The sequence below is a fragment of the Frisingicoccus caecimuris genome (assembly GCF_004340975.1).
GTDB lineage: Bacteria > Bacillota > Clostridia > Lachnospirales > Lachnospiraceae > Frisingicoccus > Frisingicoccus caecimuris.
Window position 1 is genome coordinate 63,495 of the sequence record NZ_SLXA01000001.1, and the last position, 23,997, is coordinate 87,491.

Here is a 23,997-nt window from a genome sequence, read left to right on the forward strand (position 1 = left end):
CTTATAACATCTTATCTTTTTCAGAAAATAATGTCAACCAAATCCACTCTCTTTCGATAAAATTCATCATCATCTGTAAAAAATGAAATTAATTTTTCTTATTCCCCACTTTTTTTGAAAAAATATTGATTTTTTATTGAAAAAAGGCTATGATAACCATAGTTTTCCATTTTTTTGACCATATTTAACCCACTGGAGTGTTTTTAGCCAGAAATGTTTAAAGCGGGGAAAGGATATAAAATGATTTTACAATTGATTAAAGAAGAAGATATCGCTGAGGTTCTCGAAATCTATGCGCCTTATGTTCAAAATACGGCGATTACATTTGAATATGAGGTGCCGTCTCTGGAAAGTTTTGCAGAGCGTGTCCACCACTATACAGAACAGTATCCATGGATTGTCGCAAAAGACCATGGCAAAATCGTAGGCTATGCCTATGCCTCCCTTTATCGCAGCCGCGAAGCCTATCAGTGGTGCTGTGAACTTTCAGTCTATCTCCGCCCGGAGGTTCAGGGAAAGGACCTTGGCCGCACACTTTACTCCGCATTGATGGACTTACTGACACTTCAGGGCTACTACATGGTTTATGGTGTGATCACACTGCCAAACGAAGCCAGTCTTGCGCTGCATAATCAGCTCGGTTTCTCCATGGACGGTATTCAGGAAAATTGCGGCTTTAAATTGGGAAGCTGGCATCATACAGCGACCATGTCAAAGCCACTGCGAGATTTTGACCCTCCCCTCTCCGAACCGAAATCTATTCACGAACTTTCGAGCGATGTGATCGATGCTATTCTCAGTAAAGGGCCGCTGCATCTATGATTTTAAAGCCATAAAAAAGACCGCTGTTCTATAAATCCTTCATATCTATAGAGCAGCGGTTTTTTTCAGTTCGTATCTTTATACGTTAAACAGTAAATCGCCGTAGGTTGGGAAAGGCCATACGGATTTATCTACAAGCATTTCCAGAGCATCGGCTGGCTCACGCAGTTCAGACATTGTTGTAAATACTTCATCACGATAAGCAATAGCCTGAGCTTTCGGCTCTTCAATGGAAGCCGCCTTATCTGTTGCAGCTTCCAGTTTTTCCAGAGCGGCATTCATAGCTACCAGATTCTTGGAAATATCAGCAAGAGACGCTTCCTGTACGGAGGCATCCGCACCAACAGCTTTTACAGCGGCTACGGACTGGGCCACAGTCGTTGTATATTTGATGACTGCAGGGATGATTTCTTTCTTAGTCATATCGATCATCGTTCTTGCTTCGATATTAATCGCCTTTGCATAAGTTTCATAACCTACTTCCTGACGGGAAGTTAATTCTACACGTGTCATGACTTTATGCCTTTCAAACAATTCAACAGCATATTCTTCAGTCAGACATCCGAGAGCATCTACCATGTTCTTGATGTTTGGAAGTCCTCTCCGTTCTGCTTCTTCCACCCATTCTTCGGAATATCCATTACCGTTAAAAATAATACGGATATGCTCACCGATCCATTTTTTTGTCAGATCATGCGCCGCCATGATCGGATCATCGGAGGCTTCCAGAACATCTGCAGCCTGACGGAGCGTCTCAGCAACAATTGTATTTAAAACTGTATTTGGGTCAGCGATGGATGCTGTGGAACCTACCATACGAAATTCAAATTTATTTCCTGTAAAAGCGAATGGTGATGTACGGTTACGGTCTGTTGCATCTTTCATAAAAGATGGTACTGTGGAAACACCGACATCCAGTTTTCCACCAACCTTGCTGGAAGTTGCTTCACCCTTTTCACAAAGCTGATTCAACACATCTTCCAACTGTTCTCCAAGGAAAATAGAGATGATAGCCGGGGGAGCTTCGTTGGCACCAAGACGATGATCATTGCCAGGGTTTGCGGCAGATTCGCGGAGCAGCGGTGCATATTCATCAACAGCCTTCAAAATAGCAGATAAAATCAAAAGGAACTGTTTGTTCTGATGTGGTGTTACACCCGGGTCTAAAAGGTTTACACCAGTATCTGTAGACATAGACCAGTTATTGTGTTTACCGGAGCCATTAATACCTGCAAATGGTTTTTCGTGAAGCAGGCATACAAGATTATGACGAAGCGCTACTTTTTTCATGGTTTCCATGATTAACTGGTTATGATCTGTAGCAATATTGGTTGTATTATAAATCGGAGCCAGTTCATGCTGTGCCGGAGCAACTTCATTATGCTGTGTTTTTGCCGTAACGCCGAGTTTCCAAAGTTCTTCATTTAAATCATTCATATAGGAAGATACACGCTCTTTGATGCTTCCGAAATAATGGTCATCCAGTTCCTGTCCTTTCGGAGCCGGAGCACCGAACAATGTACGTCCTGCAAAAATTAAGTCTTCACGCTGATTGTATGTATCTCTGTCTACAAGGAAGTATTCCTGTTCCGGGCCCACACTTGTTGTAACTTTTTGAGCTTCTGTATCGCCGAAAGCACGAACGATACGAAGGGCCTGAACACTTAAAGCTTCCATGGAACGGAGCAATGGGGTCTTTTTATCCAGAGCTTCACCGGTGTAAGAACAGAAGATAGTCGGAATGCAGAGTACCGTACTTCCACTTGGTGTTTCATGGACAAAGGCCGGAGATGTACAATCCCATGCTGTATAGCCTCTGGCTTCAAATGTTGCGCGAAGTCCACCGGAAGGGAAAGAGGAACCATCCGGTTCACCTTTAATCAATTCTTTTCCTGAGAACTCAAGAATGACACCGCCATCGTCTGTAGGTGAAATAAATGCATCGTGTTTTTCAGCGGTAATTCCTGTCAAAGGCTGGAACCAGTGAGTATAATGGGTAGCACCTTTTTCAATTGCCCAGTCTTTCATCGCATTGGCAACAACTTCGGCCACATGGCTGTCAAGTTCTCCGCCTACGGAAATAGTCTGTTTTAATTCTTTGTAAATTTTCTTCGGGAGTCTTTCTTTCATGGTTGCGTCATCAAAAACGTCTGAACCAAAAATTTCCGCTACATCAATTTTTTTTACCATTGATAATTCCTCTCCTCTATCATTTTTTTGATTCTAAGTAAAAAAAGGTGCTCTCCACGAATAGAGAACACCTTTGCTCGACTTCGTGTATAGATTAGCATACTCCGGCGAAAAAATAAATATATTTTTATAAAAAAATTGATTTTTGTTAATTTCTCATAATTCCGTCGGAAGGGCCATTCAATTTTTCGTGAAATTTTCAGGTTCACCCATATAATAAAAATTCTTACAGGATGTCAGACGAACAGGGATGAGTTTGCCGATCATGGAGACATCACCTTCAAAATGAACGACGGTATTATTGCTTAAGCGTCCTGTGACCAGCCTTTTATCCTGACGATTGATTTCTTCCACAAGGACCTCCTGAACCGTACCTTCATGGCGGCTGCATACCCGTGAGGCAATGGTCTGAACTTCTTCCAGAAGCCGGTTAAACCTGTCTTTCACTTCTGCTTCAGACACCTGGTTTTCCATCACCGCCGCCGGAGTACCGGTGCGTTTGGAATAAATAAAGGTATAGGCGCTGTCATAACCGACTTTGCGTACCACGTCCATCGTTTCGAGAAAATCTTCCTCGGTTTCTCCCGGAAAACCAACAATAATATCTGTTGTGAGGGATATGTCGGGACAGGCTGCCCGCAATTTATCTACCAGAAGAAGATAATCTTCTTTTGTATATTTTCGATTCATTTTCTGTAAAATCTTTGTGCTTCCGGATTGAAGAGGCAGATGGAGATGACGGCAGATCTTTGGCTCTTCAGCCATGACCTGAATGAGTTCGTCGGATAAATCCTTCGGATGGGACGTCATAAAGCGTATCCGGAGCAGACCAGGGATGCGGCAGATTCTTCGAAGAAGTTCGGCAAAGCTGACCGGTGTCTCCAGATTTTTTCCATAGGAATTCACATTCTGTCCGAGAAGCATAACTTCGACAACACCGTCGGCCACGGCGTTTTCAATTTCCCGGATAATATCTTCCGGCTGGCGGCTCCGCTCCCGTCCCCGCACATATGGTACGATACAGTAGCTGCAAAAATTATTACAGCCATACATGATATTAACGCCCGTTTTAAAAGCGTATTTTCGGTCATTCGGCAAATCTTCCACGATTTGTTCCGTATCCTTCCAGATATCGATGACCATCTGGTTTTCTGTAAGCCGCCGGTAAATCAGCTCGGCGAACTTAAAAATATTATGCGTTCCGAAAATCAGGTCCACATGACGATAGCTTTTCTTTAGCTTTTCTACCACTTCCGGTTCCTGCATCATACAGCCGCACAAAGCGATCAGCATGGATGGATTTTTCTTTTTTATCTGCTTCATTTGACCAAGGCGTCCATAAACACGCAGATTGGCATTTTCTCTTACTGTGCATGTATTGTAAATAACAAAATCTGCATTTTCTGAGTCAATCATTTCATAGCCGATTTTTTCAAGAATTCCTGTAAGTTTTTCTGAATCTCTGGCATTCATCTGACACCCAAAGGTGACTACCGAAGCTGTCAGTGGCCTTCCAAGCTCTTTCACCTGTTTCTCTACCCACTGGCGGCACTGTTCCATATAATAATATTGGCGTTCTGCTTCCGTAAGATTTTCTGTTAACATAGTTCCCCCTGTGTATATTATGGCCGGATCTGGCCATTGCCATAAATAATATATTTTGTCGTTGTCAGTTCCTTCAATCCCATTGGTCCCCGGGCGTGAAGCTTCTGGGTGCTTATACCGATTTCAGCCCCAAATCCAAATTCAAAGCCATCGGTAAAACGTGTGGATGCATTGACATAGACTGCCGCCGCATCCACCTCATCAAGGAATCGGCGGGCATGCTCATAATCCTTTGTTATAATGGCCTCTGAATGTTTGGTGTTATATTTATTAATGTGAGCAATGGCTTCGTCAAGATTTTCGACAACCTTTGCCGAAAGTATATAGTCCAGATATTCCCGTCCCCAGTCCTCCTCAGTCGCCGGTACGATCTGACCGTTTAACCGGCAGCAGTTTTCATCACCGCGGATTTCCACATGTTTTCCGAAAAGCCGTTCACAGATGGCCGGAAGCACCTGTTCCACAATATCTTTATGAATCAACAGAGATTCACATGCATTGCATACGCCGGTCCGCTGTGTTTTTGCATTATCTATAATATTCACAGCCATCTCAATGTCCGCACAATCATCCACATAAATATGACAGTTGCCTGTGCCCGTTTCGATGACAGGCACTGTACTGTTTTCCACAACCGTCCGAATCAGTCCGGCGCCGCCTCTCGGAATTAGAACATCCAGATATTCATTCATCTGCATGAGCTTCTTCGCCGTTTCTCTGTTTGTATCTTCCACAAGCTGGATCGCATCCGGCGTCACACCACAGAAATCAAGCATATGACGAATGACAGATACGATAGCTTTATTCGAATGGATGGCGTCACTGCCGCCCTTTAAGATAACCGCATTGCTTGTTTTAAAACAAAGGCCGAAGGCGTCCGCCGTTACATTTGGACGGGATTCATAAATAATACCGATAACGCCCAAAGGTACGCGTTTCTTTCCGATTTCAAGACCGTTTGGCCGGATTTTTGCTTCCAGAATTTCCCCGATCGGATCTTCCAGAGCGATTAAGGAAATTAATCCCTCAGCCATAGAATGGATGCGCTGTTCGGTCAATGCCAGCCGGTCCACAAGGGATTCTGTCATTCCCTTTTCCCGGGCAATGCGTACATCTTCTCTATTTGCCTTTAAAATTGCTTCACTTTCAGCCACAAGACCGTCGGCTACAGCCCGGAGACATTCATTTTTTTTCGTTGAGTTTAATTTAAGCAGTTCCCTCTCTGCCTGTTTTGCCTGAATTCCCAATGTTTCCAATGTCATTTTCCACTCATCCTTTCCATTAATTTTGTTTCTGTAGCAATATAATCCAGCGGATAATCAACGGTTTCACAAGGCACTTGCTCCAGCATTTGGAAGTCAAAAGCCACACCACAGCTATGTAAAGGACAACCGGACAGATATCGGTCATAGTAGCCTCCGCCGTATCCAAGACGGTAAAACCGTCTGTCAAAAGCCAGACCTGGAACGATGATAAGACCTGACTGACAGAAATTCATCGGCAGACAGTCCGGTCCCGGTTCCAAAATTCCCATATACCCCTCAACAAGCTGTTCCATAGATTCTATTCGATAAAATTCCATTCGTTCTTTTGAAAGCACTTTGGGCAGTGCCAGTATTTTCCCATCAGCCAGAATCCGGCGGTTAACCTCCCGCGTATCCACTTCACTTCGAAAGCTGGAATATGAATAGACTACCGGAGCCTGACGGAAAATATCATGCTGGCAAAGCCGGTCAAATATGCGCTGACTCGACCGAAGTATTTCTCCGTAATTCAGCCGGTTCCGGCAACGACTCATCTCTTTTCGTAATGCCTTTTTATCAAGCATTTTTTTCTCAGTTTCCATACTTCTCCTGATGTTTTTTCTTTAAATCAACAATGGTGCCGTCGGGCTGCTGAATCTTGATCGTATCCAACTGGCCTTTCAGATTGTTCCGCACCGATTCCAGAAAAGCACTGCGAAGGGCCGCCTGCTCTCTTCGCTCTTCTGTAGTCAATCCTTCCGGCGTTTTAGATTTTTTATAGAGTTCATTAATTCGTTGAATATCTTTCTCTGTCACTAATGTCGTTCCTCCTCAATATATCGTTTTAAATCAAAATCCTCATTCTTATGTGCTAAAAACAGTGTGCCAATGGATTCGCCGTAGACGATGCCATGGATACTGCGGAAATCTTTTCCGTTTGCAATGATCATATCGCATCCCGCATCGGTGGCGATCCGTGCCGCATCGATTTTTGTCACCATACCTCCGGTACCGAAATCACTGCCGGAGCCTTTAGCCATATTGTACAGGCTTTTATCGATTTTTGGAACACATTCAATAAATTTTGCTTCCGGATTTTTGTTTGGGTCGTCTGTATATAAACCATCAATATCCGACATAAGGATGAGCAGATCCGCACCGGTCAATGCAGCTACCACCGCGGACAAGGTATCATTGTCTCCAAATTCAATCTCATCGGTAGATACGGTATCGTTTTCATTGACAATCGGGATAACTCCCATTTTAAGCAACTGGTCAAAGGTATTTCTCGCATTAAAAACACTTTTTTCCCGAATGATCGTATGTTTTGTCATCAATATCTGAGAACTGACCTGATGGTATTCATTAAATAAACGCTGATACAGACCAATCAGAGCGCCCTGACCAACGGAGGCACAAGCCTGTTTCATGGGTAATGTGGAGGGACGTTCATTTAACCCAAGCACTTTTCTTCCGGCGCCGATGGCTCCGGAGGAAACAAGGACAACTTCCTTTCCCTGGTTCCGCAAATCACATAAAATGCGTACCAGCTGTTCCAGTTTAAATAAATCTGTTAATCCGGTTTCCTCATGGACAAGAGACGATGAACCGACCTTGACCACAATACGTTTTTTCTGCTTCAAAGAAGCTCTGTCACACATATTTGATTCCTCCACTTATCTTTTCTTCTGTTCCTTATATGACTCGTCCATCGGACGGTAAACTTTCCTTATGGCCTCGGCAATCCGAAGACCATCCATGGCTGCCGATGTAATACCACCGGCATACCCGGCACCTTCACCACAGGGATAGATCCCTCGGATTTCCGATTGGAGTTCCCCGTCTCTTTCCATGCGTATCGGAGAGGAAGTCCGGGTTTCTACGCCAGAAAGAATAGCATCTTTCCGGTCATATCCCTGAATCTTATCCCCAAAGGCTTCGATAGCTTCTTTGAGGCTTTCACAAACATAAGTTGGAAGGCACCGATTCAGATCGGCAAAAGTAGTCGCTCCCTTATGTACCGGTCTTACTTCACCAAAATCCTGAGAAACCCTGCTTTCGCAAAAATCACCATATAACTGAACAGGAATCCGGCCTTTTCCTTCCGTGTAAGCCCGCTGTTCCCAAAATCGCTGAAACTCCACACCGGCCATCACATCATCCGACGGAAAATCTTCGGGTGTCACCGTAACAATGACCGCGCTGTTGGCGTTTCCCGAATCCCGTCCATGGTAACTCATTCCATTGACCACACAGCCGCCTTCCTCAGATGAAGCGTTGACCACATATCCGCCGGGACACATACAAAATGTATAGACACCTCGCCCGTTGGAGGCAGTATACGTCAGTTTATAGGCAGCACTGCCTAAAATATCATCTCTGTCCATACCATATTGGGACTGGTTGATCATCTCTTGCGGATGTTCAATCCGGACGCCGATGGCAAAGGATTTTGCTGTCATTGGCAGGCCCCGTTCTTTAAGCATCTGAAATGTATCTCTGGCGCTGTGTCCTACGGCCAGCACAAGACATTCACAATCTATCCAGCTATGATCATTGACACAGACAGACGTGAGCCGCCCTTTTTCTGTACGTATGTCTGTCAGTTTGGATTCAAAACACACCTTACCGCCAAGAGCGATGATTTCTTCACGCATCGCTTTGACGATATGACACAGCACATCCGTGCCGATATGGGGTTTATTTACATAGAGAATCTCAGGTTCTGCTCCAAATTCCACAAAAAGCTCAAGTACCTTTCGATGACGGCCAAAAGGGTCCTTTACCAGAGTGTTTAACTTTCCGTCTGAAAAGGTTCCGGCGCCGCCTTCTCCAAACTGAACATTGGTGTCCGGCTGAAATTCTCCAGTTTCCCAAAACCGCCCTACCACATCCTGACGCCGCTCAACATCCATGCCCCGCTCTAAAAGAATCGGCCGATAGCCATAGCGAGCCAGCATCAATGCACAGAATAGTCCGGCCGGACCACTGCCTGTAATAACGATCGGATGCTTCAGCAAACCCTCGCCGGCTTTCGGAAATTCATACGCTTTATATTCAATCTTTTGTATATTTTTATTTCGATTCCGTTTAAGAAAAGCATTTTCATGCTTTAATCTAACATCCACCGTATATACGGACATGATCTCATGTTTTTTTCGGGCATCGATGGATTTTTTATAAATTCTCCAGGACAGCATTTCCTGCTCCTGTATATGTAATTTCTTTAAAAGCGTTGTATATATTTTACTGTCCCCATCCCTGTAGGGAATTTTAATCTGTCCGATACGAAGCATGACATTCCTTTCCGGCAGCACTACCGGCCAGACAGCCGGTGGCCCATGCCCATTGAAGATTATATCCGCCGCAGATACCGTCCGCATCCAGCAGCTCGCCGATAATATATAAGCCGGGATGGATCAGAGATTCACAGTTTTCCGGTCGTATTTCCGCCAGATCCACACCCCCAGCACATACCTGAGCCTGAGCAAAGCCCCTGCTTTCAATGATTGTTGCCGGAAAATGCTTGCATATTTCTGCCAGATACTCCATCTTCGGCAGTCTGCTCCCCTGTCCGCCGGCTAACTTGATACATTCGTGTATGAGCTTGCGATTTAAAAGTCCGGTCTCAAACACTTCACCAGGGCGCCCCTGGAAATGATTTTTCCGATCTCTTAAAAACTGTACCAGCTGCTCTTTCGTCCAATCTGGAAAGAAATCTAACATACAGACGACTTTACGCCCATAAAGCAGGCCATAGGCCGCCTGTCCGCTGAGCTGGAACACGGGAATTCCTGAGATACCATAATCTGCCAGCTGCACCTCTCCCCGATGCGCATCAACCATTTTGCCATCAATAAATAAACTTACTGAGGCCTCTGACCGTATTCCGGTCAACGCCTTATAGACTCTTTCCTTCGCCTTAAGCCCTGTCAGCGCCGGGACGACGGAGATCACAGAATGACCAAGGTTCTCTGCAAGGCCATAGCCGCTGCCATTGGAACCAAGCTTTTCCGAAGCTTTTCCGCCGCAGGCCAGAATAAGCCGACGACAATGAAAGGTTTCTCTTTCGGATATCACCTGGAAGCCTTTGCCTTTTGTCTTTATATTCTGAACATCCGTGTCCGTCAAAATGGTTACATGGAGACGTTCTAATTCGAAGCGCAGCGCATCCAACACCGATGCGGCCTGCATGGAATTCGGATAGACATATCCATCCTTCTCTTTTGGAAGGATTCCAAGTTCCATAAAGAAATCTTCGACTGCCTTTTCATCAAAACGATGCAGGATAGTTTTGACAACTGACGGCTTTTGGCTGTGATAACATTCACCGTTCATCCATCTATTTGTATAATTGCATTTTCCATTGCCCGTAGCCAGCAGCTTTTTACCTGCTCTTGGCATTCGTTCCAAAATAAGGACCGACGCGCCCTGTCGGGCAGCACAAATGGCGGCAGCCATACCCGACGCGCCGCCGCCGATGATAATAATGTCTGATTTCATCAAAAAAATCTCCTGAATCTGATATTAATAAACATCCGTATCCCATGATACCATGTTTTTACGATTCGGAAAAGACTCTTATTTCTTAACTGGAATAGTTTTGTAAAAAACTATACAGCTCGGTCTCATCCTTCATTTCCTTTCCGGAAAGAATTTCACACCGCAGATCAATAGGCAGATCCCCAAGTTTAATGTCCGGGTATTCAAAAACTGTTTTACGGTCACTATAGTAGATCACGATACGTCCCTGACGATAAATGACATAGTATTTTTGATAATTCTCGTCAGGATAATAGGTTTTTCTGAGAACAACTTCATTCGTAGAGTAAGACTCGATATCAAAGCTGACAAGTCCGTTTTCCAGTTCGTTTAATGGCAGATCTGTCATATAATCGTTTAATTTGGACAATAGCTCTTCCCTTTCCAACCCCAGATACATGGCCGGCATGGGACTCTCATCCATCACTTTTTCTCCGGTTTTCAAATTCAATGTCTCCGTTACAAGACGTGTTTCCGGTAAAATAAAATTCTCTTTTCCTGCGGTCACAGGAAGTACCTCCGGCATTTCGTCGGTCCGAACCTCCGACAATGGCCAGGCAAAGCATAAATAGCCACCGCCATAAGAGAGGGCAATGACAAGCAGCCACAAGAATAGGCAGATACATTTTCTCTTCATGGTTTCACCCCTTTGAAAAAAGTATCTGCCTTTTTCTGATTTTTATTCACTTTTACTTCTATAAAAGATGCATCCGATATAAAAACCGTACAATGGCATCCCCCTTCGGGAAAGCATACAGCTCTTCTTCAGTCACACCATGGGTGATGACCATCAGAGCCGCATAAATAACAACAGCGACCAGCACAGCGATCAATGTGGAAACCGTATTGGAATGGATTAAATATAAACATCCCCGATACACAAAATAAGTACCTGCTCCCATCACCGCTGAGGCTATAGCAGGAGCACCGGCCATCTTAACTATATCCAGCCGGTAATTGACCAATTTTGCCAGTGAACGCAGATTCAGCACGCACATGCTGAAGGAAAATACAATATTTCCGTAGATCAATGCAAAAATATGTAAGTCGGCAAAGGCCAGAAGCACAACGGTAAAGACGACATGAATTCCCAGCGAAATAGCTGCATTGATCACCGGAACGCGCATGTGGTTACTGGCCTGTAAAATGGTTGACGTCAGTGTTGATAATGCATAAAAGATAATGGTCACTGCACCAACAGTCAGCATACGTCCCGGAAGGGTTGTTGCATCCCGGAACAGCATCTGCATGATCGGACCGCCCATGACAGCCACCCCCACCGCACACGGCACGGCGATCAGCATGGTCAGTCGAATGACCGTATCCATCTGCTCCCGAACCTGTTCATGACGGTTCAATGCGATAGCGCCAGCGATTCCCGGCATCATAGCCACTGTCAGAGCAGAAGTGATACCAAGAGGCAGGTTGATCAAAAGCTGATATTTGGAACTGTAAATTCCATAAAGTGAGCTGATAAAAGATGATTGATATCCAATGATCTTTAAAATGTTACTGAACAAGGCTGAATCCAACAGACTGCTGATCTGATAGATAGAAGATGTCAGCACCAGAGGAATAATGGTCAGGCCAATCATCCGATAAATTGTTTTGTTTTCCAGAAGTTTCTGAGTCGGATCTTTTTTCATCCGCCGTGCCAGCTGAGGCCGATAAGATGAATAGACCAGATACAGGAACACGAGGCTGGAAACAGCTCCCATGAAAGTACCGAGTGTACCTCCGGCGGCGCCAAAAGCCGCCCCTCTGGAAATCAAAATAGCTGCGGCGGCCACGGATACGACCGCATTAAACAACTGTTCAACAACCTGTGAGAAGGCTGTCGGGGCCATATTTCCAAGTCCCTGGGTATAACCTCTGAATACCCCCATCACCGCACAGACAAAGACTGTTGGAGCCAGAACCCGAAGCGCCGGAGCCACTTCTGTAATGCCCCCGAACATGACCATTGATATCCAGCGGGCACCGACAAATGTGAAAAGTGCCAATGTTCCGCTTAAAACTGCTGCAAAGATAATGGAACACTTAAATATAGCCTGTGCATTTTTATACTCATGCCGCGCCACCCTGGCTGCCGTCAGTTTCGATACGGCGACCGGAACCGCATTGGTTGCGAGAATGACAAGAATCTGGTATACCTCAAAAGCAAATCCATAATATCCCATTCCCTCATTTCCCACAATATTTGTCAGTGGAATTCGATAAACAATACCAATCAAACGCACGATAAGCGAAGCGATCGCCAAAACACTTCCCTGGACGATCAGATTTCTGCCAGCGCGTTGTTTACTGTTGCCCATAGCACACCTCTTTCATGATGTCTTTTTTAGGTCCCTTTTATTTTGACTCACAGGTGACCGATAATTCCGAAGGCACTACGGCGATATAGGATTTTCCGACATTTAAATAAACCGGGGTGCCATCTTCATAATAATAAGCCGTCCGGTCGCCCTCTGTCTCACGTTCCCATGTGATCTTAACGGCTTTTCCGTCGGTGATCATAAGACCGCTGCCACTGCCGATGAGTTTGTAATCCTGATGATCCTCACCGCTGATAACACTTCTTTCAGCATACTGAATGATCAGATTTTTAAATGTGAGCTGTTTATTATTTTCCACATCGATATGGGGTTCACCATACTGGAAACGATAGTATAAGCCGTCCTCTTCATTGTATTCAAACCATGGGTTATTGACATTAAACGGCATAGTCACTTTTTCAGCCGTATCACCTGTTTCAGGCACAATATCCTCGTCATTGAAGTTTAAACGGCCTTTGTAGTTTTCCGGATAATCCCTGCTGATCCCTGTGGCTTCCAATCCGGCCAGGAGCCCGTCTTTCGAAGAATAGACGTTATGTGGAGCTTCCCTGTCGCCTGTACGGTAAAATACGGCTTCACTGTAGCCAGACAGACCACTGATCGTCGGATATCCCTGATTGATCCGTTCTTCCGCAAAGATAGACTGTCCGAAATGAGTATAAATCGCATCATCATCCTGAGCCAGATCCATATAATAATGGCGGGCGCTTCGGATCGAACCCACTTTATTCAGATCTTCTATATTCTGAAATTCGCACATTAAACGGGTGATCCCTGATTCCACCAGGCATTCATACATGATCTCCGCCTGACTGATTCCGCTCTGCGGAATCGCTTCCTGGATATTATTGATCATAATAGCAAATGGTCGCTGTGAACCGATCGCCTCATCGACCGTTTCACCGGTCAGATAGCTATACATCTGTCCTTCCGCCAGTTCTGGTCTCGCCTTTTTTGTTTTCTGAACAGATTCAGTTTCAACAGACGTCGTCTGTGTTTCTGTTTCGGTTGCTGCAGTTGTTTCTGTCTTGCTGCCGCAGGCTGTCAGGCCGAGAAGCATACTCAGGCCAAGTATTGCAATAATTCCTCTTTTTTTCATAATAGACACACTCCTTTATCTGTTGTATTTAACGATATAAGCCCAGGGACGCCAAAATCGTCTCCTGCTTTTCTTCCATGTCAATGCGCTCTTTCTCTTCCATGTGATCATATCCGAAAAGATGGAGCATACTGTGGGCTGTCAGAAAGCCCAATTCCCGTTCTTTGGAATGGCCATAGGTTTCAGCCTGCTCAATGACCTTTTCTACGGAAATAATAATATCGCCGAGAATCAATTCCCCCGAATCCGGATCAAAACAATCTTCGGCAGACATGGTCTCCACCACAGAAAAATCGCCCGGCGTTTCGTAAGAGATCATCGGAAAAGACAACACATCGGTCGGTCTTGCCAGATTCCGATATTCTTCATTGATCACCGCAATTGACGCATTATCTGTTAAAATCACATTCACTTCCGCTGCATAGGGACATTGGTGAATCTCCAAAGCCTTATCGATCACTTTTGTAATGACCGGTTCAACATCGAAGCCAAGCGAAAGCTCTGTTTCATATTCTATATGAATTGCCATAATTTATCAACTCCTTTTCGACTTTTTCAGACGAGAAGCTCTCTGTGCCCTCTGTTCATACTCATCATAGGCCTTTACAATTTTCTGTACCAGCGGATGCCGTACCACATCTTTACTGGAAAGCATACTGATACCGATATCATCAATATTCTTAATAACCTTTAAGGCCACATCCAGTCCCGAACTCTGTCCGGCCGGCAGATCTTTCTGACTCAGGTCCCCGGTGACGATCACCTTTGAACCAAAACCCACACGGGTCAAAAACATCTTCATCTGGGCCGGAGTAGTATTCTGAGCCTCATCCAGCACGATGAAAGAATTATCCAGTGTACGGCCGCGCATATAAGCCAGGGGCGCCACTTCAATAAGTCCTTTTTCCATATTCCGCAGATAAGCATCTGCCCCCATGATCTCATAAAGTGCATCATAAAGAGGTCTCAGGTAGGGATCAATCTTACTTTGAAGATCACCCGGAAGAAATCCAAGCTTCTCTCCGGCCTCAATGGCCGGCCGGGTCAGAATGATCCGGTTGACCTCGTTGTTTTTAAATGCTGTGATCGCCATAGCCATGGCAAGATAGGTCTTGCCGGTTCCTGCCGGTCCAATCCCGAAAACAATCATTTTTTTTCGTATCTGATCCACATAAGCTTTTTGACCAAGAGTTTTCGGCTTGATCGGTTTCCCATTGACTGTATGGCAGATCATATCCTGATTCAAAGTGACGATCGAAGATTCCTTATCATCAAAAGACAGAGATAAAGCATAGTCCACACTTTGTTCGCTGATCGGCTCCCCCCGTTTTGAAAGTTCCAGCAGATTGAGAAATACACTTTTCCCCTTGGCAACGTGACCAGATTCGCCGATTATTTTGATCACATTGTCACGGACAATGACCGTAACATTCAATGTACGCTCGATCTTTTTAATATAAACATCATACTGTCCAAAGACATTCCGGGTGTGTTCTGCCGGAATATCAATCATCGTTTCCGTTATACTCATCTGTCTCTCCAATCTCATCATTTTGAGTATCTTCCGGGAGAATATCCGTACCTTCGCCGATCGGTTTGATCAGAACAAAATTTCCGGCAGCTTCCACCCGGTCCTCATACATTAATATTTTAACATTATTTTCTAGAATTTGTACCCCTTTTTCCTCGAATTCATGAATTAAATCCGACAATTCACTTTCCGCACGGGATTTGAGTTGGGAAAATGACGTCCAGGAGGGAATATTCGTGTAAGGCCGAAAAATGTCTGCCTGGACATAAATTCCCGGCCACCAGTTATAAAATTCTGTCAGATGATCGTAACTCATCTCTCCGTCATTTTCATAGGGATTTTTCCCAAAGGTCACTGTGTGCCCACCGATAGAAAGGGTAAATTTTCTGACAGCCCGGCCATAGTTCCGGCTTTCCTGAGATGCCGGATAGGTTTTCGAATAATTTTCTGTCACTTTTGCCCATATATCTCCATCTGCACCAACCGGAATGGATTCAGCCACGGTCATGGATTCATCGAGGATCTCCATGACTCCATCGATCATTAATTCTCCTTTCCGGACAGTATTTCCGATCGTCACCTCAGGGACGCCGCTCCGGGTGACCATAGATACGATTTCCCCTTCTTCTGAAGCGCATATATACCGGGGCAGCACCTGTTCTCTGGCCGATGCATCATATTTGACCATCTCTTCCAGTTCGACGATCAGGGAAGTTCCTTCCATACGAACAGATACCCAGGAAATATCAGGAAAGGTCAGTCTTAAGTTTTCTTCCAAAAGGGGACCGTCAATCTTTGTTTTCCATATGCCAAAAGAAATTCCCTCCGCTGCATCCAAATATTTTGTCAGACGCTCATCCGTGTAGTAGGAATTGCCATAAAACTCCATTTTCCATATATGGGCAGACAGAAAACAAAGGATAGCGATACATCCTGCCATTCCGATACACCAGCCTTTTCTTCGTCTCAGAAAGTTCATAAAAAAAGCCAGGCCACAGCGTTTTTCAATCCGTACCCTGACTCTGGTCTTTCTTGCAAAAGGCCGTATTTTCCAAAAATCTTCCAGATACATACAGCATCTGCATACCCCTTCTTCAAAGGACATATCCCAACATTCAATTCCCTGATAACGGCACAGATTAAAGAAACGTTCCATGTCTCCGCCCTTCAGTCGGCATGTCAGATAACTGCGCAGCCATCGGAATATCCATTCCATTTACAGCACCTGCTTTCATCCACCTTGATAGGTTATCGAAACAATATGTCCCCGAATGCAGATTTCATCCGCATTGAAATAATTGATATCCAAATGATCCCCCTGGACGACAAGCCGCTGACTTTTCAAAAGGAGTACCATTTCTTTTGGACTGTATTGGATAATTTTTTTATAATTCTGAATCTTTATTTCGTTCTGCCCAAGTGCATATAAAACGGGGACATCCGCACTCAGTTCTTCAGGTACAATCTGATGATCCTGCAGCCAATCCGCAAACAAGGTGACACTCCGTTTTTTTCTACATTCTATGCAGCTTCAGATGTTTATATACCCCCTACACATATTGAAAAAAGCTATAACATACGTTATAGCTTTTTATATCCAGGTATCCGAAGATTATTTATATTTGCGCTTTCTAGCAGCCTCTGACTTTTTCTTACGTCTAACACTTGGTTTTTCGTAATGCTCTCTCTTACGAATTTCCTGCTGAATACCAGCCTTTGCACAGTTTCTTTTGAATCTGCGTAAAGCACTGTCCAATGTTTCGTTTTCTTTAACGATTACGTTTGACATAGCTCACACCTTACCTCCCTCCAGTTGCGTATTGTGCCTATACAACTGTGGGTATATTTTCACATAGCACTACAAGTAGTATAGCATATATTCCAAATTCGTCAACCTAATTTTTAAAAATTTACCACATATGTATTTTCTGAATACTGTCCTGTCAGACCAGTCCCCTCTAAAAGGCCCGGGATAATTTCATCACAGGCCGCTTTCACGCGTTCCAGTACGGTTTCATCGGTCACATCCGAGAAATTGTCCTTGTTATTTTTTACTTCTGCCGCTGGAAGGACGAAAACATCATCTTCTGTATAGGTAATACATGTCGGTGTTAAACGAATTCCGGAAATTCTGGCCTTTTTATTGCCTTCTTTATCTATGATGACATCGAAAATTGCTCCGATATCATTATCAATACCGGCGCTGCCATAAGTCTCACTTCCGAGGAAGGTTCCAAGAGAATAAATGGCCACACCCTTCTTTGATGTTCCATTCGTATCTGTCAGATCGCGGATTTCTATCGGCTGCAACGCATAAGGTTCTGTGCCGATCACAATATCCGCACCGGCCTCAAACAAATGATTAAACAATGCCTTCTGATTCTCATCCGGCTCCGTATTATAGGCATCTCCCGCATAGACCATTGCAACGATAAATTCGGCACCGTCCCGGCGGGCTGCCCGTACATCATTGCACATCTGCTGAATCTTGCTTTCATCATAATTATCCAGCGAATTGATCGCATAAGCATCTTCTTCATCCAGCTCCGCATTCAGATCATTGGTGTAGGCAACAAATCCGATTTTAAGACTGTTGACCGAAGCAATGGTATAACGTTTGTCATTGGAAGATTTCTGTGTTCCCACAGATTTAATGCCGGCGCTGTCTAAATGGGACAGGGTGGATTTTACACCGTCAATACCAAAATCACCGGAGTGTTCATTGGCTGTCTGAAGAAGGGAAATTCCGGCAGCTTTCATATTTTCTGCCGCAACCTCAGGGATATTGTAAAGAAATCCCGCCGTACCATACTGGTCATAGACGTCTTCATAATTCTCATCCGGTCCATCCATGACACCTTCAAAATCAGCCGCCACATAATTAGAAGCTTTTAAATATTTAGTAATATATCGAAAGCTGTTCGTAAAATCAAAGCTTTCAGTTGAAGAATCATAATAACGATCCAACTGGTCTCCTTCAAAAGTGATATCCCCTAAGAAGGAAAGCCGGATTTCCTGCCGGCTGACGGTGGAAACATAATTTCCAACTTGATTTTCCAGAGAAAGACTGTCCATCGTAACCTTTTCATTTGAGGTTAATTTACTGTTTCCGGAACTGATCTCACTGGCATATTTTCCGACCGCCTCACCGGCATAAAAATCTGAAAGTATATAAAGTCCTATAAAGAAAACTGCACATACAACTACATAAAGAAGTCGTTTTACATCTTTCATGTCTTTTCTCCAACTTAATGAATCTGGGATTCAAGAATGTTTTTAGCCTCTTCCAGAGCTGCATCGATACCCTGCGGATTCTTTCCTCCGGCCTGAGCCATATTCGGACGTCCACCGCCGCCGCCGCCGACATGTCCGGCAATGGCTTTGATCAGATTCCCAGCGTGTGCGCCCTTTGCCATAGCTCCATCAGTCGCCATAGTGATCAGATTGACCTTGCCGTCTACGGCTGAAGCAAGGGCGATAACGCCTTCACCAAGCTTCGCTTTTAACTGATCGCCCAGATTGCGCAGACCGTTCATATCTACATTATCCAGTTTCACGGCAAGAAGCTTCACTCCGCCAACTTCCACAACCTTGTCCATCACATCGCCCATGGCATCCTTTGCCATCTGATTTTTCAGTTTATCATTTTCTCGCTGCAATTCTTTGATTTCATCCTGAAGTCCTTCGATACGTTTTACAAGTTGAGAAGGCTCGCATTTCGCTGCTGAAACAGCCGCATTGAGTTCTGCCTCCACTTTATTATAATAATCAATAACCCCCTGACCCGTCAGTGCTTCAATACGGCGTACACCTGCTGCAACGCCGGTTTCAGAGATGATTTTAAACAAAGCGATATTTGCTGTATTGGCAACATGCGTACCGCCGCACAATTCCTTTGAAAAATCTCCCATAGAGACAACGCGGACATTGTCGCCATATTTCTCTCCGAATAAGGCCATGGCGCCTGTCTTTTTGGCATCTTCGATATTCATGACCTTTGTCAGTACAGGAAGTCCCGCACTGATTTCTTCATTGACAATATTCTCTACCTGCTGAATCTCTTCCGGAGTCATTGCGGAAAAATGGGTAAAGTCAAAACGAAGATGTTTATCATTATTGCTGGAACCGGCCTGCTCTACATGATTGCCGAGGACAATTTTCAAAGCCTTCTGAAGCAGATGGGTCGCACTGTGATTCTTTCGGGTCGCATTCCGTTTCGCTTCATCAACTGACAATGTGACCTTGTCGCCCACTTTAAACATACCAGAAGTAACTACGCCCACATGACCAATCTTGCCGCCCTGGAGTTTTATCGTATCTTTTACCTCAAAGACATTGTCTCCAATGGAAATAATACCATTATCCCCTTCCTGACCACCGCTGGTCGCATAGAACGGTGTCTGTTCCGTGAAGATTGTCCCCTGTTGTCCGTCAACGAGTGCCTCCACCACTTCACTTTCTGTTGTCAGCACGGTGATTGGTGACTCGCAGGTCAGATAATCATAGCCGACAAACTCCGAAGTAACAGCCGCGTCAATGGACTGGTATACTGTCACATCCGCACCCATATAGTTGGTTGTTTTTCGGGCTTTACGAGCTTTTTCTTTCTGTTCTGTCATAGCCGCCTGGAAACCTTCTTCGTCAATGGTGATGCCGTCTTCTTCCAGAATTTCTTCTGTCAGATCCATCGGAAATCCGTAGGTATCATATAATTTAAAAGCATCGTTGCCTGAAAGAATTTTTTCTCCTTTGGCGATAAGCGCTTCTTTCATCTCCGCCAGAATATTAAGCCCCTGATCAATTGTTTTGTTAAACTTCTCTTCTTCCTCGGTAATTACCCGGGTGATAAATTCCTGACGTTCTTCCAATTCCGGATAACCGTCCCTGGATACTTCGATCACCTTACGGCTTAAGCCGGAAAGGAAATTGCCCTCAATGCCGAGAAGACGTCCATGTCTTGCCGCACGGCGAAGCAAACGGCGGAGGACATATCCCCTGCCCTCATTCGATGGCATAATGCCGTCAGAAACCATAAAGGTTACAGAACGAATATGATCCGTGATCAGACGGATCGAAACATCCTTGTCTGCATCTTCTTTATAAGTACAATTTGCCAGACGACAAACTTCTTCACGAAGAGCCTTTAACGTATCCACATCAAAGATGGAATCCACATCCTGAACAACCGAAGCCAGTCGTTCCAGCCCCATACCTGTATCAATATTTTTATATTCCAGTGTGGAATAATTACCATGTCCATCGTTGTTGAACTGGGTAAATACGTTGTTCCAGATTTCCATATAACGGTCGCAGTCACAGCCTACCGTACAACCTGGTTTCCCACAGCCGTATTTTTCGCCGCGGTCATAATAGATTTCAGAACATGGGCCACAAGGTCCGGCACCATGTTCCCAGAAATTATCTTCTTTGCCAAAACGGAAAATTCGTTCCGGCGCAATACCGATCTCCTTATTCCATATCTCAAAAGCTTCATCATCGTCCTGATAAACGGATGGATAAAGCCGGTCCTCCTCAAGACCTACGACCTGAGTCAAAAATTCCCAGGACCAGGCGATGGCTTCGTGCTTGAAATAATCTCCAAAAGAGAAGTTACCGAGCATTTCAAAAAATGTTCCATGACGATCCGTCTTGCCAACATTTTCGATATCGCCGGTACGGATACATTTCTGACAAGTTGTCACCCGATAGCGCGGAGGAATCTCCTGACGGGTAAAATAAGGCTTTAATGGAGCCATGCCCGAATTAATTAATAATAAACTGTTGTCATTATGAGGGATTAAAGAAAAACTGTTCATCTTTAAATGCCCCTTACTTTCAAAGAAATTGAGAAACATACTTCTCAATTCATTCAAACCATACTGTTTTCTCACCTGTTTCAGCCTCCTGTATATTCATTCAATTCTTTTCGCAATAAAAAGAAAACCAGCAAAAATAAACTCTGCCAGTTTTCTATTATAAAATTATTTAGATTCTTTGTAAATAGTATTTCTCGATTTTCTTAATGCCGGCCCGCCAGTTCTTTTGTAATTTCTTTCCAGGTCACCCCGCGTTCGGCCATAAGCACCATCATATGATAGAGAAAATCACAGATTTCGTATTTCAGCTCGTCACTGTCCGGGTTTTTAGCGGCAATAACAATTTCTGTCGCTTCCTCCCCGACTTTTTTTAGAATCTTGTCGATCCCCTTATCAAAAAGATAATTTGTATAAGAACCTTCCTTTGGATTTTCCTTCCGATGAATGATCGTCGCCATGACTTCATCAAAAATCGTCATCGGATTCGTCGTATCGTAGGACCTGGATATCAGATTTGTAAAGAAACAGCTTTCATTACCTGTATGACAGGCAGCACCAATCTGGACAACCTTTGCCAGGATCGTGTCCTTATCACAATCAATATCCAGGGATTTCACATACTGATAATGACCGGAAGTATCTCCTTTTTTCCAAAGCTCCTGACGGCTCCGGCTCCAGTAGGTCATCCGACCGCTTCGTATGGTCTCATTAAAGGCTTCTTCATTCATATAGGCAACCATGAGGACTTTGCCTGTTTTATATTCCTGAGTAACGACCGGAATCAGTCCGTCACTGTTTAATTTAAATTCACTGAAAGGAATCTGGCTCTCAAACCGGTTTGTGGCAATACCCATACTTCCCAATTCATACTTTAAACTCATCAAATCCATAGGATCCGTATAGAATTTTTCAGAAATAATTCCACGGACGCCGTCAGGCTTTAATACAGCCGTGATTTCTTTTGCGTCGGTCATATTCCGCACCGGAAGTACCGGAAGATGATAAGTCGTAAAAAGTTCCGTATCCCTGTTTTCAACGACACAGGCGCTGGCCCCATTCTGTTGAACAGCGCTGGCCAGAGCATCTGTCACCGGCTGGCTTTCAGGTATCCAGGCGAGAATCTTATCCTTTCCAAAACGCTCACTGGCTTCCACCATCAGATGAAAATCTGCCGCTAAAACCACATCCATGACTACCCGGGTATCTCCGGCATAGAGAATTTTTTTCACATCTTCCAAACGCTGATAATGACGTTTGACCAGCAACGGAATATCCGATTTTTCGCTGACCGATTTAATCAATTTAATCAACTTTTCTTCATCCACTGGCATTGAATCGTCGATCAGGAGAACGCCGTCGGTTCCGTTGTTTTCCATCTGGATGATCTGATCAGCCGCCACCGGTTCTCTATCTATCCGTATACATCCTATGATTTGTTTATCATTCAACTTGTTCACCTCGTTCATAAAGCATTACTGCTTCTTTTAATTTAATTTTATTTGTATATAATGCAGCACCGATCATCACGCCACCGACTCCCGCATTCCTCATATTTTTCAAATCCTGCAGGGAAGCAATACCGCCCGAATATATAATATCCAAATGGGTATGGTCGATTAACTCTTTTGTGTTGATAATATCCGGTCCCTTAACCTGATTGGCACAGACAATGTCTGTATAAACAACAGTTCGAACACCCAGCTTCTCAACTTGTTGAGCCAATGTCAGTGAATTAAAATTGCTGACTTTTCCCCTGCCTTCAATAACGACCATTCCCTGGTCCGCATCGATACCGACAAGAATCTTTTCCGGTCCGAAAATCTGAAGGGCTTCTTTTAAAAAATTCGGACTATATATGGCCTGGGTACCAATGATCACTCGGGAAGCGCCCATATTTAAGAAAGAATCAATGTCTTTAATTGAACGCAGTCCGCCGCCATATTGCACCGGAATATGTACTACATCTAAAATGTCTTTAATGGTTTCCTCATTGACCGGGTATCCCATAGACGCTGCATCCAAATCAACAATATGAAGATAGGTAGCTCCCATTTCCTGCCAATGTAACGCCAGCTTTACCGGGTCCAAAGTCAAAATATTATTTCTCAGATAATGTAGATCATTCGGATTGACGGATTTCCCGTCGGAAATGTGAATACCTGCGTATAACTGCATAAAACCACCTTTTATTATAAAATTCGTTTAAAGTGACCCTTTTGTCGATAAAACGTCTGTAATTCTTGCATCATAAGATACCGCTTCGTCTAACGCTTTTGCAAAAGCCTTAAACGCCGCCTCGATGATATGATGATTATTGACGCCATCCATCAGCTTTAAATGCAGATTCATACCACAGCTGTAGGATATGGCATAGAAAAATTCCCGTACCATTTCCGTATCCATCGTTCCGACCCGTTCCACGGTCAGAGGAATCTGAAAATTGAGATAAGGCCGGCCGGACAGATCCAAGGATGCAAGAACAAGCGTCTCGTCCATCGGAAGAATAAAATAACCAAAGCGTTTGATTCCTTTTTTATCACCAAGCGCTTTTTTTATTGCCTCACCCAGAACAATACCCGTATCCTCAATGGTATGATGACTGTCCACCTCCAGGTCTCCGTGTACCCTGACATACAGGTCAAACAGGCCATGCCGTGCAAAACTGTTCAGCATATGGTCAAAAAATCCTATACCTGTATCTGCCTCACATTTTCCTGTGCCGTCCAGACATATGCAAATTTCAATTTCTGTCTCACCTGTTTTCCTGGAAACTTCAGCTTTTCGGATGTCCATCTGCCTTACCCCCTTCAAT

General features: G+C 44.3%; 22 protein-coding genes. 1 reads left to right on the plus strand and 21 read right to left on the minus strand.

The genetic code is table 11. The features are described 5' to 3' along the window. The first annotated feature begins 240 nt into the window (after positions 1-240). Positions 241-822 carry a GNAT family N-acetyltransferase gene (locus EV212_RS00360; RefSeq protein ID WP_165873249.1) on the plus strand — a complete coding sequence of 194 codons (582 nt, stop codon included), beginning with the start codon at positions 241-243 and terminating at the stop codon, positions 820-822. Between the two features lie 78 nt (positions 823-900). Here EV212_RS00360 and EV212_RS00365 read toward each other — a convergent pair whose 3' ends face one another. From EV212_RS00365 to hisB, 21 genes are all read right to left on the minus strand, one after another. Next, a complete protein-coding gene (locus EV212_RS00365; protein ID WP_132087184.1) occupies positions 901-3,012 on the minus strand; it encodes a glutamine synthetase III family protein in 2,112 nt (703 codons plus the stop codon). Between the two features lie 180 nt (positions 3,013-3,192). Continuing rightward, complete coding sequence (miaB, locus tag EV212_RS00370; protein ID WP_132087187.1) at positions 3,193-4,617, minus strand: tRNA (N6-isopentenyl adenosine(37)-C2)-methylthiotransferase MiaB; 1,425 nt, start codon at positions 4,615-4,617, stop codon at positions 3,193-3,195. A gap of 17 nt (positions 4,618-4,634) precedes the next feature. Beyond that, entirely contained in the window at positions 4,635-5,879 is a 1,245-nt protein-coding gene (locus EV212_RS00375) for a glutamate-5-semialdehyde dehydrogenase (protein WP_132087190.1), read from the minus strand. Beyond that, complete coding sequence (locus tag EV212_RS00380) at positions 5,876-6,445, minus strand: 5-formyltetrahydrofolate cyclo-ligase (protein WP_165873250.1); 570 nt, start codon at positions 6,443-6,445, stop codon at positions 5,876-5,878. Before EV212_RS00380 ends, EV212_RS00375 begins: the two co-directional genes overlap by 4 nt. 7 nt (positions 6,446-6,452) lie before the next feature. Beyond that, entirely contained in the window at positions 6,453-6,677 is a 225-nt protein-coding gene (locus EV212_RS00385; RefSeq protein ID WP_132087197.1) for a DUF896 domain-containing protein, read from the minus strand. Next, the gene (gene proB, locus EV212_RS00390) at positions 6,677-7,522 is read right to left on the minus strand and encodes a glutamate 5-kinase (protein WP_132087200.1); all 846 of its coding nucleotides are present in this window, start codon (positions 7,520-7,522) and stop codon (positions 6,677-6,679) included. Before proB ends, EV212_RS00385 begins: the two co-directional genes overlap by 1 nt. 15 nt (positions 7,523-7,537) lie before the next feature. Next, positions 7,538-9,157 (minus strand): NAD(P)/FAD-dependent oxidoreductase, encoded by a 1,620-nt coding sequence (locus tag EV212_RS00395; RefSeq protein WP_132087203.1) that lies wholly within the window; start codon positions 9,155-9,157, stop codon positions 7,538-7,540. Further along, positions 9,135-10,364 carry an aminoacetone oxidase family FAD-binding enzyme gene (locus EV212_RS00400; protein WP_132087206.1) on the minus strand — a complete coding sequence of 410 codons (1,230 nt, stop codon included), beginning with the start codon at positions 10,362-10,364 and terminating at the stop codon, positions 9,135-9,137. The genes EV212_RS00395 and EV212_RS00400 overlap by 23 nt, the downstream gene beginning before the upstream one ends. Positions 10,365-10,449: 85 nt before the next feature. After that, positions 10,450-11,040, minus strand: coding sequence for a hypothetical protein (locus EV212_RS00405; RefSeq protein WP_132087209.1), 591 nt, complete (start codon positions 11,038-11,040; stop codon positions 10,450-10,452). Positions 11,041-11,098: 58 nt separating this feature from the next. Beyond that, on the minus strand, positions 11,099-12,718 hold the full coding sequence (locus EV212_RS00410) for a putative polysaccharide biosynthesis protein (protein ID WP_132087212.1): 1,620 nt from the start codon (positions 12,716-12,718) through the stop codon (positions 11,099-11,101). Between the two features lie 37 nt (positions 12,719-12,755). Then, positions 12,756-13,838: a DUF3048 domain-containing protein gene (locus EV212_RS00415; protein WP_132087215.1), complete on the minus strand. Its 1,083-nt coding sequence runs from the start codon at positions 13,836-13,838 to the stop codon at positions 12,756-12,758. 28 nt (positions 13,839-13,866) lie between these two features. Beyond that, positions 13,867-14,367: an rRNA maturation RNase YbeY gene (ybeY, locus tag EV212_RS00420; RefSeq protein WP_132087217.1), complete on the minus strand. Its 501-nt coding sequence runs from the start codon at positions 14,365-14,367 to the stop codon at positions 13,867-13,869. Positions 14,368-14,373: 6 nt separating this feature from the next. Next, positions 14,374-15,369, minus strand: coding sequence for a PhoH family protein (locus EV212_RS00425; protein WP_132087219.1), 996 nt, complete (start codon positions 15,367-15,369; stop codon positions 14,374-14,376). Then, on the minus strand, positions 15,344-16,585 hold the full coding sequence (locus tag EV212_RS00430; RefSeq protein WP_132087221.1) for a sporulation protein YqfD: 1,242 nt from the start codon (positions 16,583-16,585) through the stop codon (positions 15,344-15,346). The genes EV212_RS00425 and EV212_RS00430 overlap by 26 nt, the downstream gene beginning before the upstream one ends. A gap of 15 nt (positions 16,586-16,600) precedes the next feature. Further along, a complete protein-coding gene (locus EV212_RS00435; protein WP_165873251.1) occupies positions 16,601-16,864 on the minus strand; it encodes a YabP/YqfC family sporulation protein in 264 nt (87 codons plus the stop codon). Between the two features lie 117 nt (positions 16,865-16,981). After that, positions 16,982-17,158: a 30S ribosomal protein S21 gene (gene rpsU, locus EV212_RS00440; RefSeq protein ID WP_008400815.1), complete on the minus strand. Its 177-nt coding sequence runs from the start codon at positions 17,156-17,158 to the stop codon at positions 16,982-16,984. Positions 17,159-17,271: 113 nt separating this feature from the next. Next, on the minus strand, positions 17,272-18,603 hold the full coding sequence (locus EV212_RS00445) for a CapA family protein (RefSeq protein ID WP_132087225.1): 1,332 nt from the start codon (positions 18,601-18,603) through the stop codon (positions 17,272-17,274). Between the two features lie 14 nt (positions 18,604-18,617). Then, on the minus strand, positions 18,618-21,224 hold the full coding sequence (gene alaS / locus EV212_RS00450) for an alanine--tRNA ligase (RefSeq protein ID WP_243115434.1): 2,607 nt from the start codon (positions 21,222-21,224) through the stop codon (positions 18,618-18,620). A 164-nt stretch (positions 21,225-21,388) separates the two neighbouring features. Further along, the gene (gene hisIE / locus EV212_RS00455) at positions 21,389-22,642 is read right to left on the minus strand and encodes a bifunctional phosphoribosyl-AMP cyclohydrolase/phosphoribosyl-ATP diphosphatase HisIE (protein WP_408609152.1); all 1,254 of its coding nucleotides are present in this window, start codon (positions 22,640-22,642) and stop codon (positions 21,389-21,391) included. Next, the gene (locus tag EV212_RS00460; protein WP_132087230.1) at positions 22,626-23,360 is read right to left on the minus strand and encodes a 1-(5-phosphoribosyl)-5-[(5-phosphoribosylamino)methylideneamino] imidazole-4-carboxamide isomerase; all 735 of its coding nucleotides are present in this window, start codon (positions 23,358-23,360) and stop codon (positions 22,626-22,628) included. Before EV212_RS00460 ends, hisIE begins: the two co-directional genes overlap by 17 nt. Before the next feature lie 27 nt (positions 23,361-23,387). Continuing rightward, positions 23,388-23,978: an imidazoleglycerol-phosphate dehydratase HisB gene (gene hisB, locus EV212_RS00465; RefSeq protein WP_132087233.1), complete on the minus strand. Its 591-nt coding sequence runs from the start codon at positions 23,976-23,978 to the stop codon at positions 23,388-23,390. Positions 23,979-23,997 lie beyond the last annotated feature (19 nt).

Bases quoted from the DNA above. Each gene is read 5' to 3' on its own strand.
- EV212_RS00380 (WP_165873250.1), bottom strand. From the start codon at position 6,445: ATGCTTGATAAAAAGGCATTACGAAAAGAGATGAGTCGTTGCCGGAAC.
- alaS (WP_243115434.1), bottom strand. From the start codon at position 21,224: ATGTTTCTCAATTTCTTTGAAAGTAAGGGGCATTTAAAGATGAACAGT.
- EV212_RS00360 (WP_165873249.1), top strand. From the start codon at position 241: ATGATTTTACAATTGATTAAAGAAGAAGATATCGCTGAGGTTCTCGAA.
- EV212_RS00415 (WP_132087215.1), bottom strand. From the start codon at position 13,838: ATGAAAAAAAGAGGAATTATTGCAATACTTGGCCTGAGTATGCTTCTC.
- miaB (WP_132087187.1), bottom strand. From the start codon at position 4,617: ATGTTAACAGAAAATCTTACGGAAGCAGAACGCCAATATTATTATATG.
- EV212_RS00400 (WP_132087206.1), bottom strand. From the start codon at position 10,364: ATGAAATCAGACATTATTATCATCGGCGGCGGCGCGTCGGGTATGGCT.
- EV212_RS00395 (WP_132087203.1), bottom strand. From the start codon at position 9,157: ATGCTTCGTATCGGACAGATTAAAATTCCCTACAGGGATGGGGACAGT.
- EV212_RS00375 (WP_132087190.1), bottom strand. From the start codon at position 5,879: ATGACATTGGAAACATTGGGAATTCAGGCAAAACAGGCAGAGAGGGAA.
- hisB (WP_132087233.1), bottom strand. From the start codon at position 23,978: ATGGACATCCGAAAAGCTGAAGTTTCCAGGAAAACAGGTGAGACAGAA.
- EV212_RS00445 (WP_132087225.1), bottom strand. From the start codon at position 18,603: ATGAAAGATGTAAAACGACTTCTTTATGTAGTTGTATGTGCAGTTTTC.
- proB (WP_132087200.1), bottom strand. From the start codon at position 7,522: ATGTGTGACAGAGCTTCTTTGAAGCAGAAAAAACGTATTGTGGTCAAG.
- EV212_RS00425 (WP_132087219.1), bottom strand. From the start codon at position 15,369: ATGAGTATAACGGAAACGATGATTGATATTCCGGCAGAACACACCCGG.
- EV212_RS00430 (WP_132087221.1), bottom strand. From the start codon at position 16,585: ATGGAATGGATATTCCGATGGCTGCGCAGTTATCTGACATGCCGACTG.
- rpsU (WP_008400815.1), bottom strand. From the start codon at position 17,158: ATGTCAAACGTAATCGTTAAAGAAAACGAAACATTGGACAGTGCTTTA.
- EV212_RS00405 (WP_132087209.1), bottom strand. From the start codon at position 11,040: ATGAAGAGAAAATGTATCTGCCTATTCTTGTGGCTGCTTGTCATTGCC.
- EV212_RS00460 (WP_132087230.1), bottom strand. From the start codon at position 23,360: ATGCAGTTATACGCAGGTATTCACATTTCCGACGGGAAATCCGTCAAT.
- EV212_RS00410 (WP_132087212.1), bottom strand. From the start codon at position 12,718: ATGGGCAACAGTAAACAACGCGCTGGCAGAAATCTGATCGTCCAGGGA.
- EV212_RS00365 (WP_132087184.1), bottom strand. From the start codon at position 3,012: ATGGTAAAAAAAATTGATGTAGCGGAAATTTTTGGTTCAGACGTTTTT.
- ybeY (WP_132087217.1), bottom strand. From the start codon at position 14,367: ATGGCAATTCATATAGAATATGAAACAGAGCTTTCGCTTGGCTTCGAT.